Origin of the sequence: Mycobacterium bohemicum DSM 44277 (assembly GCF_001053185.1) — a bacterium.
In the GTDB taxonomy this organism is placed as follows: Bacteria; Actinomycetota; Actinomycetes; order Mycobacteriales; family Mycobacteriaceae; genus Mycobacterium; species Mycobacterium bohemicum.
In genome coordinates, this window is record NZ_CSTD01000001.1 from 1,764,198 (window position 1) to 1,779,610 (window position 15,413).

Genomic DNA, 15,413 nt, shown 5'->3' on the forward strand with positions numbered 1-15,413 from the left:
GCGAACGGCTTCCTACCAGGCTAACCCGCATTGCATCCTCCGCCGCGCAGTCGATTCCCGGGCGCGGGATAATGCAGGCTTGGAGTCGACGACGACCCGGGGCGGGTTCTCGTCGTTCCGGGGGTGTGTGGGGCCGGCGCGGCGGGATCGGGCCGGCGGCCACGGCGGTGTGAGGGGGAACGAGGTGGGTGCATGAACAGGGCTGATGGCCGGGGCTCATGCCTGCGGTGACGCCCCCGCCGGGTGGGGGGAGCCGGGGGGCGGCGCCGGGTCGCCCCGCCGTCCTGCAGCGCTTCGACTCGGCCCTGCGCTCGGGATCGCAGAACCCCTGGAACGCGCTGTGGGCGATGATGATCGGCTTCTTCATGATCATGGTCGACTCGACGATCGTCGCCATCGCCAATCCGACGATCATGACCGATCTGCGTATCGGCTACGACACCGTCGTGTGGGTGACCAGCGCCTACCTGCTGGGATACGCCGTCGTCCTGCTGGTCGCCGGACGCCTCGGTGACCGGTACGGCACCAAGAATCTGTACCTGATCGGCCTGGTGGTGTTCACCCTGGCCTCGGTGTGGTGTGGGCTGTCGGGCAGCGCCGCGATGCTGATCGCGGCCCGGGTCGTCCAGGGCGTCGGCGCCGGGGTGCTGACCCCACAGACCCTGTCCACGATCACCCGCATCTTCCCGGCGGCGCGGCGCGGCGTCGCGGTGAGCCTGTGGGGCGCCACCGCGGGGGTGGCCAGCCTGGTGGGCCCGCTCGCCGGCGGCGCGCTGGTCGACGGGCTGGGCTGGGCCTGGATCTTCTTCGTCAACGTCCCGGTCGGCATCGCCGGGCTGGTCCTGGCGGTGTGGCTGGTCCCGGCGCTGCCCACCCAGTCGCACCGCTTCGACCTGATCGGGGTCGCGCTGTCGGCGGTGGGGATGTTTCTCGTCGTGTTCGGGCTGCAGCAGGGCCAGGCCGCGCACTGGCAACCGTGGATCTGGGCCCTGATCGTGGCCGGCATCGGGTGCATGACGGCGTTCGTCTACTGGCAGTCGGTCAACGCCGACGAGCCGCTGATTCCGCTGGAGATCTTTCGGGACCGCGACTTCGGCCTGTGCAACGTCGGCGTGGCCATCGTGTCGTTCGCGGCCACCGCGATGATTCTGCCCGTGACGTTCTACGCCCAGGAGGTGTGCGGGTTGTCGCCGACCCGCTCGGCCCTGCTGATCGCGCCGATGGCCGTGTGCAACGGCGTGTTCGCGCCGTTCGTGGGCCGGATGGTGGACCGGTACCACCCGCGGCCGGTGCTGGGGTTCGGCTTCTCGGTCCTGGCGATCGCCCTGACGTGGCTGTCCTTCGAGATGTCCCCGACGACGCCGGTCTGGCGGTTGGTGCTGTTGTTTGCCGCGGTCGGGGTGGGGATGGCGTTCGTGTGGTCGCCGCTGACCGCCACCGCGACCCGTAACCTGCCGCCGCACCTGGCCGGCGCGGGGTCGGCGGTGTACAACTCGGTGCGGCAGCTGGGCGCGGTGCTGGGCAGCGCGGGCATGGCCGCGTTCATGACGTACCGGATCGGCGCCGAGATGCCGCCGCGGCCGTCGGGCCACGACGACGGCGTTGCGCTGCATTTACCCGAGTTCCTTCGCGAGCCGTTTTCGGCGGCGATGGCGCAGTCGGTGCTGCTGCCCGCCTTCGTCGGGCTGCTCGGCATCGTCGCCGCGCTCTTCCTCCTCGGGTTCCGGCCCGCCGCCATGGGTGCGGCGCCCGACGCCGGCGACGAGGACTACGTCGACGACGACGACTACGTCGAACTCATCCTGCTGCGCGAACCCGACGCTGGGCCTGTCGTCGCGCGCGGCGCTGTGCCCGAGCGCGCGGGTGAGACCGCACCCGGCACCGCGGCGCCCCCCGCGCGGTCCGCACGCCCGCCGGTGCCGCAGGCGCGCCCGGTAGGGCTCGCCCACAACGGCTCCCGGGTGGACCACGGTCGGCGCCTGCGTCCGATCGTCGAGGCGGACCGGCGCCGCCCCAACGGGTCCGCCCGTCCGCACCAGGGCCAGGCCCCGCGGGGGCAGCATCACCGGGCCGATCCCGACGAGGGCGCCACCGGCTACGGAAGGCACTCCACCGGCGGGTAGGGCCGCTCCGTCAGCGCCAGGAAGGCGCCCAGGTCGACCAGCCCCGCCGGCGTGGCGGGCAGGTACTCCGTCAGCAGTCGCGACCGCACGATCACCGCCGCGTATTGCGCCCTGCTGATCGCGACGTTGAGGCGATTCCTGTTGAGCAGGAACGATATGCCCCGCGGCACGTCGTCGACCGAAGACGCCGTCATCGACACGAACACCACCGGCGCCTGCGCGCCCTGGAACTTGTCGACGGTCCCCACCCGGACGCCGCCGAGCCCAGCGGCGTTCAGCCGGTGACGCACCAGCGTGACCTGAGCGTTGTAGGGCGCCAGCACCAGCACGTCGGAGGCGCTCAACGGCCGGGTGCCGTGCTCGTCGGTCCACTCGGCGCCGAGCAGCCGCCCGATCTCGTTCGCGATCGCGTCGGCCTCCTCCGGACTCTCGGTCGAATTGCCTTGGTGCGCGACGGAAAGAACCCGGACGCCGGGCCGGCATCCGGCGAGGCGCCGCGCGGCCGCACGCTCGTCGGGATGCAGCCTGCCCTCGTAGGCCAGGGCGGACACCGCGGCGCAGACCGCCGGGTGCATCCGGTAAGAGCGATCCAGGAAGTACCCGCGTTCGGCCGGCAGCGTGCGCTGGGAGTCCACCAGCCAGTCCAGCGCCGAGGTGTCGACGGGCTCGGGATGGGTGCCCTGGCTGACCTGCGGCAGCTGCTGGGGGTCGCCGAGCAGCATCAGGTTGGCAGCTGCCGGGGCCACGGCAATGGTGTTGGCCAGGCAGAATTGCCCCGCCTCGTCGATCACCAGCAGATCCAGGCTGCCGGGCACGACCCGGTTGGCGTTGGCGAAATCCCATGCGGTGCCGCCGATCACGCAACCCGGAGTGTCCGCGATGAATGCGGCGTATTGGCTGTCCTTGATCTGCTGCCAGGGCCGCGCGGCGTCGTCGCAGGGCTTCTTGGCGACCCGTTGCGGATCCATCCCCGCTTCGATCACGCAGCCCAGCAGATTCTCCACGGTGGCGTGCGACTGCGCGACAACCCCGATGCGCCAATTGTGCTCGGCGACCAGCCGGTTGATCACCCGGGCGGCCGTGTGCGTCTTGCCCGTGCCCGGCGGCCCGTGCACGGCGAGGTAGGACGAGTCGAGATCCAGCGCGGCGGCGGTGAGGTCGGCTGCAATCTCAGCGGTGTCGGCGCCGCGGGGCAGCGGATCACCGCTGCGGGTGCGGGGCGCGCGGCGCAACAGTACGTCGAGCGCGGCGGTCCGCGGCAGTCGCGGCAACGCGGCGGCCACCTCCGTGGCGGTCGACTCGATGGACTCCCGCAGCGCCGTCGTCTTGATCGGCGGGCCCGGGGTAAGCGCGAAGGGCAACTGGTCAAAAGTGTTGGTGCCGTGCGCAGTCCGCTCGAGAATGACCACCTCGGTGGGCAGTTCCGGGTCGTCGGCCTCGATCACTTCGGCGCGCCCGGCGGCGCGGCGGTCGGGACTGTCGGTCATCCCGACCGGGGCCGGTGGATCGTAGAGCGCGAACACCTCCCTCATCAGGTCACCGCCCGCCAGGGCGCCGTGCAGCAGCACGCGCCGCTGTGGCTTGCGGGCGCGCGGCGGGGTGTGCCACTCGACGCTGACCGACGCACTGTCGCTGATGAACACGTCGGCGTCGTCCGCCCACTCGTCGAGTGGGAAGTTCAGCCGGTCGAAATGCGCCCACCAGAACGGCTTGTCCTCGCGGCGGTGGTAGCCGCGCGCGGCGGACAGCAGCGCCACCGCGGTCTGGTCGGGCGTGCGCTCTGCGACGGCCGGGTCGCCGGTGTAGCGGGACAACGTGGCCGCGAGGTGGTCGCGGTCCTCGACGGTGTTGCCCTGCGAAACCGGTTGCGCACCAATGGGAGTGACGCCGGATTCCCAGGCGCGGACCAGCAGCCAGTTGCGCAGCTCGCGCGTCGACCGGCAGTCGTAGTGGTTGTAGTCCTCGATCTCCTTGAGCACGGATTCGGCCTCCTCGGGGCGACCGCCGTCCCGCAGCTCGCAATAGCGGGCGTAGGAGGTGATCGACGCGGCCGCGGTGGTGACCTCCCCGGCGCGCAACTGCGCGCCCATGTACAGCGGCTCCAGCGCCTTGAGGCTGAAGGATTCGGCGCCGACACGAATGCTCTTGCGCACCAACGGATACAGGTCGACCAGCGTCCCACTGCGCAACAGCTCGTCGACCTCGTCCTCGCCGACGCCGTAGCGGCCGGCGAGCCGCAGCAACGCCGTCTTCTCGTAGGGCGCGTAGTGGTAGATGTGCATGTTGGGCCGGCGCCGGCGGCGCTTGGCCACCATCGCCAGGAAGTCGGCGAGGGCCTTGCGTTCGTCCACCCGGCTATGGGCCCACAGCGGGCGGAAGCCGCCCGCGGCGTCCAGCACGCCGAACAGGTACTCAAGCCCCCAGTCGTGGCCGTCGGTGGTCCACAGCGGGTCGCCCTCGAAGTCGAAGAACAGGTCGCCCGGGTCGGGCTCGGGCAGCAGCGTCAGTGGCTGGGCGTCGACGACCTCGAATTGCGGCCGTTCGGTGGCGCGTTGCCGCACTTGCAGTTTGGCCTGGGCGCTCAGCTTCCCGAACGCGTTGGCGGCCAGACCGGGCACCGGTTCGGTGCGGTCGGCGAGTTCGGCCACCGTGGCGATCCCGCCGTCGAGCAGCTTGGCGCGCTGGCTCACGCGCATGCCGGCGACGAGCAGCAGGTCGTCTGAGGCCCGCAGCTGTTCGGTGCACAACTCGCAGCGAAAGCACGCGCTCACCCGGTCGTCGTCCCAGCGCACCGGGCTTCCGCCGGCGTGGTGCTCGTCGAGGAGCCGCTGCAGCCGGGCACGCTGGGTGCGATAGACCGGGACCAGGTCGTCGACGCGGTACCGCACGACGGTGCCGTCGCCGAGCTGCAGCTCCGCCTCCGGTGCGACCGGGACTCCCGAGGCGGCCAGCGCGTCGGCGTAGGCGGCCAGCTGCAGCAGCGCGGTGACCTTGGGCGAGCGTGCGAGCTTGGTGTCGGTGACCCGATACCGCTCGCCGTCGAGGATGAGAAAGTCGGCGAACCCGACGAAGCGCCCGTCGAACATGGCGGCCTGATACACCACCGGCGCCCGGGCGCCGACGGCCCGCGAGGTGGCGTCGGCGGCAGCGGTGAGCCCGGCGAGCGTGTAGGCCGGGCGACCGATGACCGCGACGGCATCGCCGAGTTCGTCCCGGAGCCGCTGCAGCTCGCGTCGTTCGTGCTCGTTGCCGAGAGCGATGGTGCGGGAGAACAATTCGTCCTCGACCGCGACGGCGGGACCCCACCCGAGCTTGGCGTCGAAGTCGCGCAACAACCCGTACTCGCAGCGTGCTGCGGCGGCAAGGTCCGACGCGCTGTAGACGATGTTGCCACCGGTCACGAACACAGCAGTCACTGTAGGTGCCGGGTCCGACAGAAGGGACAACCCCGTCGGCTGTGCTGACGACCGGTGCCCAATCCCGACGCCCTTCGAGTAGCCGCCGACCGGTGAGGGGGTAGCTTCGGCGGCGTGATCACTGGGGCGTTCCTGGCCGAGGCTGCCTCGGTCGTGAACAACAAACTCAACGTGGCGGGCGGGGTGTTGTCCGGCTACGTGGTCGGTCCCGATCGGTTCGCGAAGTTTGTGCTGGTGGTCCTGACCCAGGCCGAGACCGACGGTCCGGTCCAGCGGGTGGAGGTGGAGATCAGACCGCCGACGAATGACGAGCCGCTGCAGGTCGAGTACCAGCTGCCCCACGCCGCCGCGGGCGGCGAGATCGGATTCGCGTTCTTCGACATCGAGGTGTGTCTGCCGGTTGACGGCCGTTGGGTGATCGTGGTGACGGGCGGATCGGGCGCGATCTCACTGCCGTTGGAGGTGAGCGGTGAAGGCAGCCGCTGAGTGACGAGGGAGCCTTCTCGTTGCCTCAGTGCCCGGGCGTGTTGCCGATCAATTCGACCCCGCTGCCGTTCCAGCGGAGCTTCACCACGCTGCTGGTGCCGATGCCGCCGGGGTAGGTCAGCGCCACGGTGTCGCCGGTGGTCTGTGAGGCGTCGATGCCGTTGAATCCGTAGGTGTCCGGCACGCCCTGCGGGATGTACTGGCCGAGGTGGAACAGTACTGCGCGGGTGCCGGGGTTGACCGCGTTGGTGTTGGCCTTGACGATCACCGCCGACAGCTGGGCGCACTCGTTGTAGTTGCCGGCCAGCGGTTCGGGGTTCCACGGCTGCTGGCTGCGCGGGTCGCGGGGCAGTTCGGAGATCACCTTGGCGATCGTCGGCGAGGCGAGGTTGACCGCGCACGGGTCGGGCGGCGCGGTGCTGGGACCGGCCGCCGCCGCGCCGGACGTCGGGCTCGGTGTGGCGGGGGCGGTGATGGAGGCGGTTTCGGTGGTCGTCGTCGCCTTCGGCGTCTTGGCGACGGTGGAATCCCCCGCACCGCAGGCGGTCAACACCGCGGCGAGCGACACGACACCGGCCAGGCCCCTCAGCGTATGACTAGCTCGCACTCCCACACCGACGCACCGTACCGTCCTCCGGGTCCGAGCCGCGGCAGGCCCGGCCGCGTGCCGCGGTCGGGTGCCTGCGCCACTACACTCCAGAGTGCGATGACCTCCCCCGACAGCCCGTCCGAAGCTGCCTCTACGACGTTCGCCGACCTGCAGATTCACCCTGCGGTCCTGCGGGCGCTCGACGATGTCGGCTACGAGACGCCGACGGCGATCCAGGCGGCGACGATCCCGCCGCTGATGGCCGGCTCCGACGTCGTCGGCCTGGCGCAGACCGGCACCGGCAAGACCGCCGCGTTCGCGATCCCGATCCTGTCCAAGATCGACGTCACCAGCAAAGCCACCCAGGCCCTGGTGCTGGCGCCGACCCGCGAGCTGGCCCTGCAGGTGGCCGAGGCGTTCAGCCGCTACGGGACGCACCTGCCCAAGATCCACGTGCTGCCGATCTACGGCGGGTCGTCCTATACCGTGCAGCTGGTCGGTCTCAAACGCGGCGCCCACATCGTCGTCGGCACCCCCGGCCGCGTGATCGATCACCTCGAGCGCGGCACGCTGGACCTGTCCCACGTCGACTACCTGGTGCTCGACGAGGCCGACGAAATGCTGACCATGGGTTTCGCCGAGGACGTCGAACGCATCCTGTCCGAAACGCCGGAATACAAACAGGTCGCGCTGTTTTCGGCGACCATGCCGGCGGCGATCCGCAAGCTCACCACGAAGTACCTGCACGACCCGTTCGAGGTCACCTCGAAGGCGAAAACCGCTACGGCCGAGAACATCTCGCAGCGCTACATCCAGGTCGCCGGGCCGCGCAAGATGGACGCCCTGACCCGAGTCCTCGAGGTCGAGCCGTTCGAGGCGATGATCGTCTTCGTGCGCACCAAGCAGGCCACCGAGGAGGTCGCCGAAAAGCTGCGGGCCCGGGGCTTTTCCGCGGCCGCCATCAACGGCGACATCCCCCAGGCGCAAAGAGAGCGCACCATCGCGGCGCTGAAGAATGGCAACGTCGACATCCTGGTCGCCACCGACGTGGCGGCCAGAGGCCTTGATGTCGAACGCATCTCGCACGTCCTCAACTACGACATCCCGCACGACACCGAGTCCTACGTGCACCGCATCGGGCGCACCGGACGGGCCGGGCGCAGCGGCACCGCGCTGCTGTTCGTCTCCCCGCGCGAGCGCCACCTGCTCAAGGCCATCGAGAAGGCGACGCGGCAGACGCTCACCGAGACCCAGTTGCCCACCGTCGAGGACGTCAACGCCCAGCGCATCACCAAGTTCGCCGATTCCATCACCGATGCGCTCGGCAGCCCGGGGATCGACCTGTTTCGCAAACTGGTGCAGGACTACGAACGCGAGCACGACGTCCCGATGGCCGACATCGCCGCGGCGCTTGCCGTGCAGGCCCGTGACGGCGAGGCGTTCCTGATGGCCCCCGAGCCGCCGCCCGAGCGACGCGAGCGCCGGGAGCGCCCCGAAAAAGGCCACGAAAAGCCCAGGCAGACAAGACCGTTCACCACCTACCGGATCTCCGTCGGCAAGCGGCACCGGATCGGGCCCGGCGCGATCGTCGGCGCCATCGCCAACGAGGGCGGCCTGCACCGCAGCGACTTCGGCCACATCGCCATCGGCCCCGACTTCTCGCTGGTGGAGCTGCCGGCCAAGCTGCCCAGGGCGACCCTGAAAAAACTTGAGCAGACCCGTATTTCGGGAGTGCTGATCGACCTTCGGCCGGACCGGTCACCGAACAAGACCAAGCCGCGCAGAAGTCACACCGGATGACGCTGTCCGAAGATCAAGAGGAAGACGCCCAGGGCGGACTCGAGCAGACCGCCCACGTGGACCGCGTCGCCGCGCTGACCGGCATCCGCGCCGTGGCCGCGCTGCTGGTCGTCGGCACCCACGCCGCCTACACGACCGGCAAGTACACGCACGGCTACTGGGGGCTGGTCGGCGCGCGGCTGGAGATCGGCGTCCCGATCTTCTTCGTGCTGTCGGGCTTCCTGCTGTTTCGGCCGTGGGTGAAGTCGGCCGCCACCGGCGGACCGCCGCCGTCGCTGAGTCGCTATGCCCGGCACCGGTTTCGGCGCATCATGCCGGCCTACGTCATCACGGTGCTGTTCGCCTACGTGTTGTACCACTTCCGCCAAGCGGGACCCAACCCCGGGCACACCTGGCTCGGGCTGGTCCGCAACCTCACGCTGACCCAGATCTACTGCAACGGCTACCTGGGCAAGTACCTGCACCAGGGCTTGACCCAGATGTGGAGCCTGGCCGTGGAGGCGGCGTTCTACGTGGCGCTGCCCCTACTGGCCTACCTGCTGCTGGTGCTGATCTGCCGGCGCCGCTGGCAGCCGAGGTTGATGCTGGCCGCCCTGGCGGGGCTGACGCTGATCAGCCCGGCCTGGCTGGTGCTGGTGCACGCCGATCACTGGTTCCCCGACGGCGCCCGGTTGTGGCTGCCCACCTATCTGGCGTGGTTTCTCGGCGGCATGATGCTGGCCGTGTTGCAGGGGATGGGCGTGCGCGCCTACGCATTCGTGGCGATCCCGCTGGCGGTCATCTGTTACTTCATCGTGTCCACGCCCATCGCGGGGGCGCCCACCACCTCGCCGGCATCGCTGAGCGAGGCCCTCTACAAGACGTGCTTCTACGCCGTGATCGCCACCTTGGCGGTGGCGCCGCTCGCCCTCGGCGATCACGGTTGGTACTACCAACTGCTGGCCACCCGGCCGATGGTGTGGCTCGGCGAGATCTCCTACGAGATCTTCCTCATCCATCTGATCACCATGGAATTCGCGATGGTCTACGTCGTGCGGGCGCACGTCTACACCGGCTCGATGCTCTACCTGTTCGTCGCGACCCTGGTGCTGACGATCCCGCTCGCCTGGCTCCTGCACCGCTTCACCCGGGTGCGGGACTGAAGCCAGCGGCGCAAATAACACACCGCGCGGCGCAGGTTTGCTAATCTCCATGCGTGCCCGGAACGGTCTGTTAGTGCTCCGCACTCGTCGGCGTAACGCGAATTGCGTTGTGTGGGAGGCCTGATGGACAATCCGCCCCTGAGATCGTCCAGTCCGGCGCAGCTTCGCGAAGCGATGGCCCGGCGGCTGCATCGCCGTTCGGTGGCCTCCGGCCAGCTGACATTGCCGGCAGTTCCGGCCATGATCGACGAGTACGTCAGCATGTGCCAGAACATCTTTGCCGGGCTGGGCATCAAGTTCAACGCGGCCGAACTGGCTCATCTGCGCAAGGTGCTCGAAGGGGAGCTGACCGACGCCTATGCCGCGTCCCCCCGGTCGAACATCGTCATCTCCTATGACTGCCCGGTCGGGATGGTGCTGAACTACAACGTCAGGGCCGAATGGCAAACCCTCGCCGAGTCCTACGGCACGTGGGCCGGCACCCGCCAGCCGCCCCTGTTCGGCATCGAGCCGGACGCGCGGGTGTGGGCGCTGGCCTGGGAAGCCTCCGATCCCAGGGCGTGTCGGGTGCTCGACATCGGCGCGGGGACGGGCCGCAACGCCCTGGCGCTGGCGCGGCGCGGTCATCCGGTGGACGCGGTCGAGATGACGCCGCATTTCGCCGAGACGATCCGCGCCGAGGCCGAACGCGAAGGGCTGGACGTCCGCGTCATCGAGCGCGACGTCTTCTCGGCCACCGACGATCTGCGGTGGGACTACCAGCTGATCGTGCTCTCGGAGGTGGTGTCCGACTTCCGCACCACGCGGCAGTTGCGCAGCATGTTCGAGCTCGCGGCCCGTTGCCTGGCTCCCGGCGGGCGCCTGGTCTTCAATGCGTTCCTGGCCCGGCAGGGCTACACCCCGGACGAGGCCGCCCGCGAACTCGGGCAACAGGTCTACAGCACGATCTTCACCTCGTATGAGGTGACGAACGCGACGGCCCTGCTGCCGCTCAACCTCATCGCCGACGATTCCGTCTACGAGTTCGAGAGCACCTACCTGCCCGCGGGCGCCTGGCCGCCCACCCATTGGTACGCCGAGTGGGTCAGCGGACTGGACATCTTCGACGTCGACCGCGAGGCCTCGCCGGTCGAGATGCGTTGGCTCGTTTACGAAAAACCGGGGTGGGACGGCCGCGCGCAAGGGTAGCCGGCTCCCCGCGGAAATCGTCGCTCTGAGGCGGGCACAACGTGCGTGTCCCCTCCGGCGGGGACCGGTGTGACGAACTAGCGCCGCGCCGGAGCCGACGTCACCAGGGGCACGACGAACTCCTCGAGCATCGCGCGCTCGTCGGCCTCGTCCCGCCCGGGGAACATCAGCAGCGACGTGAGTACCCGCACCACCCACCGCGCGCGCCGGTCCACCACCGTAGGCTCTTCGGGCCCAAGCGAATTCAGGAAGGCCGCGGCCAGGGCGGTGATCACCTCCGACTGACCGGCCAGCTCGCCGCCGATCGGCGGCCGCGTGGTGGTGAACCACGACGCCAGGGCCGGGCTCGCGCGAACCATCGCCAGCGTGGAGCTCACGGCGGCCACCAGCCGCTCGCCCGGGTCTTCGATGCCGTCGATCCGGTCGGCGACGGCCCGGCTCAGCCGGTAGGTCTCGCGGTGCACGTATGCGGCGCGCAGCGCGTCGCGGCTCTCGAAATACCGGTACAGCGTCGCGCGCGAACAGCCCGCCGCCCTGGCGATTTCGTTCATCCCCACCGCGGAATGGTCCCGCTCGGTCCACAGCCGCTCGGCCGCATCGAGTATCCGGTCGGCGGCCGCCTCGACGCGGTGCGCCCCCAGCCAGTCCGCCGGCATCAGGACTTCACCCGGATCGGCACCGACAGCGGCCGGCGCACGTAGCTGCCACCCGACCAGACGATCCCCGCCTCGTCGACCTCGAAATCAGGGCACCGCGAGAGCAATTCGGTCAGCGCCACGCGCGACTGCATCCGGGCCGCGGCCGCGCCCAGGCAGTGGTGTGCGCCGTGGCTGAACGTCATGATGTTGCGCGGGCAGCGGGTCACGTCGAGTTCGCCGGCGTCGTCGCCGTACTGGCGTTCGTCACGGTTGGCCGACCCGTACAGCAGCAACACCTTTCGGCCGGCCGGGATGGTGGTTCCATGGACGGTGACGTCGCGGGTGGTCGTGCGCGCCAGTCCCTGCACCGGCGAGGTGAGCCGCAGCAACTCGTCGACGGCGTCGGGGATCAGGCCGGGATCGGAGACCAGCTGGCGGCGCTGGTCGGGCCGCTCGTGCAGCAAAGGCATCGAGCCGCCTAGCATTCCGGTGGTGGTGTCGTTGCCGCCGGTCACCATCGTGAACGTGAACGCCAGCACGCTCAGAGTTCCGGCGATGTCGCCGTCGGCGCCCACGCCGGCGGCCACCAGGTGCGAGATCGTGTCGTCCTGCGGCTCCACCCGTCGCCGCTCGATCAGCGCGGTGAAGTAGGCCATCATCGACCCGACCGCGTCCCCGACGGTCTCCAGCGCGCCCGCCACGCCGCCGTCGGCCGTGTTGGCCGCCACGATCACGTCGGTCCACCAGTCGAACTGCGCCCGGTCCTCCTCCGGCACGCCCAGGTAGTGCGCCACCACCATCGACGGCAGCGGCTTGAACAGTTCGGTGACGATGTCGCCGCCGCCGTCGGCGCGCAGCTGCTCGATGCGCTCCACCACGAACTCGCGCACCTTGGGCTCCACGGCCTCGACCTGCCGCGGTGTGAACCCCCGCGACACCAGTTTGCGAAACTCGGTGTGCACTGGCGGGTCCTGCATGACGAAGGGCGGATTATCTTGCAGGCCAATCATTTCCAGGTCGCCGTAGGTGACGGTCAGCCCCTGCGCGGAGGAGAAGGTTTCGTGGTCGCGCGCCGCCGACCACACGTCGGCGTGCCGGGACAACACGTAGTAGTCCTGGTCGGGCCTGCCGTCGGGGACGACGTGGTGCACGGGGTCGTGGTCGCGCAGCGCCCCGTACATCGGCCACGGGTTCGCCCAGGTGTCCGCGGTGGCGAGCTCGAACCGCGCCGCCGCGCCATGAGACACATCAACAGACATGTCTCATGTTTACGACACACCGCGCGTCGTGTCAACCATCCTGGCCGACGAGGGCCCCGCCAGCCGGGCGCGGGCCACCGAACGCCCGGCGAGCCGGGCACTCGAGCAACAACTCAGATCCCCGACCCCGGGTTCAAAATCCCCAGCGGGTCCAGCGCCGTCTTGATGCGCCGGTTCAGGTCCATCACCTCGGGGCCGAGGTATCCCGTAAGCCACGGGCGCTTCAGCCGGCCGACGCCGTGCTCGCCGGTGATCGTGCCCCCGAGCCCGACGGCCAGGTCCATGATCTCGCCGAAGGCCAGGTGGGCGCGCTCGGTCATGACGGCGTCGGCGGGGTCGTAGACGATCAGCGGGTGGGTGTTGCCGTCGCCGGCGTGCGCGATCACCGAGATCACCAGCTCCCGCTCCAGCCCGATGCGCTCGATCCCGGTCACCAACTCGCCCAGCGCCGGCAACGGCACCCCGACGTCCTCCAGCAGCAGCGAACCCTTGGCCTCGACCGCCGGGATGCAGAACCGCCGGGCGGCGACGAACGCCTCGCCCTCGTCCGGGTCGTCGGTCGAAAACACCTCCACCGCACCGTTTTCGGCGAACACCGAAGCCATCACCGCCGCGTCCTGCGGGCCGCCGGGACCGCGCTCGTCGGACCCGGCCACCAGCATCGCGGCCGCCGACCGGTCCAGGTCCATCCGCAGCGTGTCCTCGACGGCGTTGATCGCCACCGCGTCCATGAACTCCAGCATCGACGGCCGCAGCCGCGCGGTGACGCCGAGCACGGCGTCGACCGCCGCCCCCACCGACGCGAAAGACGCCACCACGATGCTCGACGTGTGCTGCGCGGGCACCAGCCGCAGCGTCACCTCGGTGATGACCCCGAGCGTGCCCTCGCTGCCCACGAACAGTTTCGTCAGCGACAGCCCCGCGACGTCCTTCAGCCGCGGGCCGCCCAGCCGCACGGCGGTGCCGTCGGCCAGCACCACCTGCAGGCCCAGCACGTAGTCGGTGGTCACGCCGTACTTCACGCAGCACAACCCGCCGGCGTTGGTGGCGATGTTGCCGCCGATGCTGCAGATCTCGTACGACGACGGGTCCGGCGGATACCACAACCCATGGGCGGCGGCGGCCTGCTTCACCTCGGCGTTGAACAGGCCGGGCTGGCACACGGCGACCCGGGTGACGGGGTCGACGGCGATGTCGCGCATCTTCTCGGTCGACAGCACGATGCCGTTGTCCAGCGCCGTCGCTCCGCCCGACAGGCCGCTGCCGGCGCCCCGGGGCACCACCGGCACCCGGTGGGCCGACGCCCAGCGCAGTACGGCCTGCACCTCCTCGGTGCGCCGGGGCCGCACCACGGCCAGCGGTTTGCCCGCCGACGGGTCGAAGGCGCGGTCCTGCCGGTAGCCCTCGGTCACCGTCGGATCGGTGACCACCATCCCGTCGGGCAGGGCGGCGATCAGCTCCGCCAGGGCGTCGGGGTTCACGGCAGGCTCACGGTCCCGATCCTACGGTCGCGCGGTCCAGTTCCCGCAGCGACGGCGCGGCGCACGCGAGCAGGCCGATCAGCAGGATCGGGATCGCCAGCGCCAGGAACGTGGCGTGCAGCCCGGCGGCGTCGGTCAGCGGACCGGCCACCAGCAGTCCCAGCGGTCCCGCGGCGTACATCAGCCCGGTCATCACCCCGACCACGCGGCCGCGCAGGTGCTGGGGCGCCCGCGTCTGCATCACGTAGTTGTAGATCGGCGCGATCGGCCCGTAGACCAGGCCGGTCATCGCGCACAGCGCCAGGATCACCGGCAGCGGCGGCAGGAACGCGATGCCGATCGCGGCCGCGCCGAAGGTGAGGGTCGCGGTCAGCACGGCGGTGCGCCGCCGCAGGCGCCCCGAGAGCAGCAGGGCGTCCCCGAGCCCCCCCGCCACGCCGCCGGCCCCGAGCGCCATCAACACCCAGCCCAACTGGGCGGGCTGGTGGCGGTCGGAGAAGTACTTCGGGAACAGCACGCTTTCCATCGGCAGGGACAGCGCGGGGACGGTCAGGTCGATCAAGCCCAGCGTGCGCAGCACCCGCAGGTTCCAGACGAACCGCAGCCCTTCGGCGATGCCGGACAACAGTCCGTCGGGTCGCGCCGCGTGGTGTGGCCTGCCGGCCCCCTCGAGGCGCAGCACCCCGATCGCCAGCAAGGACAAGCCGAATAACGCCGCGGTCACCCACATCGTGTTGACGCCGCCCACCGTCGCGATCATCACACCGCCGATGCCCGGGCCCACGATGTATGCCAGGTTGAGCACCGCCTCGTAGACGCCGTTGGTGCGGTCCAGCGACCAGCCCGCCCGGGCGGCCGCCTCCGGCAGCATCGACTGGCGCGCCGTCGTCCCGGCCGGGTCGAAGGCGGCCGCGCAGAAGGCGAGCACGGCCAGTTCCGCAACGTCGGTCGCGCCGCTGCCGAACAGCCAGGCGGTCAGCGGCACCGCGGCCACCGCCGAACACGACAGCGAATCGGAGACCAGCGACACCGGGCGGCGCCCGAAGAAGTCGACAGCGGTCCCGGCCACCAGCGTGGAGAAGACCAGCGGCACCGTCATGGCGGCGGCCACGATCGAGGCGTCCTTCGCGCTGTCGTGGTGCTGCAGCGCGAGCCAGGGGAACGCGACTATCGAGATGCCGGTACCCGCGGTCGCCGTCAACGTGGCGAACAGGATCAGGACCGCCGGGGCCCGGGTGCTTCTCATGGGATATCGGGGCTGAATCTAACGCCATGCGATGGATGAGACCAC

General features: G+C 70.2%; 11 protein-coding genes. 5 read left to right on the forward strand and 6 right to left on the reverse strand.

Annotated elements, in window-relative coordinates; genetic code table 11:
* Nucleotides 1-218: 218 nt before the first annotated feature.
* Nucleotides 219-2,123 (forward strand): MFS transporter, encoded by a 1,905-nt coding sequence (locus BN971_RS08060; protein WP_090349909.1) that lies wholly within the window; start codon nucleotides 219-221, stop codon nucleotides 2,121-2,123.
* Here the strand turns inward: BN971_RS08060 and BN971_RS08065 are convergent.
* Nucleotides 2,096-5,530, reverse strand: a complete 3,435-nt coding sequence (locus tag BN971_RS08065; RefSeq protein WP_085178949.1) for a TM0106 family RecB-like putative nuclease — start codon at nucleotides 5,528-5,530, stop codon at nucleotides 2,096-2,098. The two genes, BN971_RS08060 and BN971_RS08065, sit on opposite strands and share 28 nt — an antisense overlap.
* A gap of 123 nt (nucleotides 5,531-5,653) precedes the next feature.
* Here BN971_RS08065 and BN971_RS08070 point away from each other — a divergent pair, with 123 nt between their 5' ends.
* Nucleotides 5,654-6,025 (forward strand): hypothetical protein, encoded by a 372-nt coding sequence (locus BN971_RS08070; RefSeq protein WP_085178948.1) that lies wholly within the window; start codon nucleotides 5,654-5,656, stop codon nucleotides 6,023-6,025.
* 25 nt (nucleotides 6,026-6,050) lie between these two features.
* Here the strand turns inward: BN971_RS08070 and BN971_RS08075 are convergent, their stop codons facing one another.
* Complete coding sequence (locus BN971_RS08075) at nucleotides 6,051-6,638, reverse strand: LppP/LprE family lipoprotein (RefSeq protein WP_085178947.1); 588 nt, start codon at nucleotides 6,636-6,638, stop codon at nucleotides 6,051-6,053.
* Nucleotides 6,639-6,731: 93 nt separating this feature from the next.
* On the opposite strand from BN971_RS08075, the gene BN971_RS08080 reads away from it, so the two are divergent.
* The 3 genes from BN971_RS08080 to BN971_RS08090 all read left to right on the forward strand — a co-directional run bounded on the left by BN971_RS08080 (nucleotide 6,732) and on the right by BN971_RS08090 (nucleotide 10,744).
* On the forward strand, nucleotides 6,732-8,414 hold the full coding sequence (locus BN971_RS08080; RefSeq protein ID WP_085178946.1) for a DEAD/DEAH box helicase: 1,683 nt from the start codon (nucleotides 6,732-6,734) through the stop codon (nucleotides 8,412-8,414).
* Nucleotides 8,411-9,556 (forward strand): acyltransferase family protein, encoded by a 1,146-nt coding sequence (locus BN971_RS08085; protein WP_085178945.1) that lies wholly within the window; start codon nucleotides 8,411-8,413, stop codon nucleotides 9,554-9,556. Before BN971_RS08080 ends, BN971_RS08085 begins: the two co-directional genes overlap by 4 nt.
* Nucleotides 9,557-9,679: 123 nt before the next feature.
* Nucleotides 9,680-10,744: a class I SAM-dependent methyltransferase gene (locus BN971_RS08090; protein WP_085178944.1), complete on the forward strand. Its 1,065-nt coding sequence runs from the start codon at nucleotides 9,680-9,682 to the stop codon at nucleotides 10,742-10,744.
* A 77-nt stretch (nucleotides 10,745-10,821) separates the two neighbouring features.
* Here the strand turns inward: BN971_RS08090 and BN971_RS08095 are convergent, their stop codons facing one another.
* From BN971_RS08095 to tap, 4 genes are all read right to left on the reverse strand, one after another.
* Nucleotides 10,822-11,400 (reverse strand): TetR/AcrR family transcriptional regulator, encoded by a 579-nt coding sequence (locus BN971_RS08095; RefSeq protein ID WP_085178943.1) that lies wholly within the window; start codon nucleotides 11,398-11,400, stop codon nucleotides 10,822-10,824.
* A complete protein-coding gene (locus BN971_RS08100) occupies nucleotides 11,400-12,641 on the reverse strand; it encodes a cytochrome P450 (RefSeq protein ID WP_085178942.1) in 1,242 nt (413 codons plus the stop codon). Before BN971_RS08100 ends, BN971_RS08095 begins: the two co-directional genes overlap by 1 nt.
* A gap of 113 nt (nucleotides 12,642-12,754) precedes the next feature.
* On the reverse strand, nucleotides 12,755-14,122 hold the full coding sequence (locus BN971_RS08105; RefSeq protein ID WP_085178941.1) for an FAD-binding oxidoreductase: 1,368 nt from the start codon (nucleotides 14,120-14,122) through the stop codon (nucleotides 12,755-12,757).
* A 7-nt stretch (nucleotides 14,123-14,129) separates the two neighbouring features.
* Nucleotides 14,130-15,368, reverse strand: a complete 1,239-nt coding sequence (gene tap, locus BN971_RS08110) for a multidrug efflux MFS transporter Tap (protein ID WP_090349910.1) — start codon at nucleotides 15,366-15,368, stop codon at nucleotides 14,130-14,132.
* Nucleotides 15,369-15,413 lie beyond the last annotated feature (45 nt).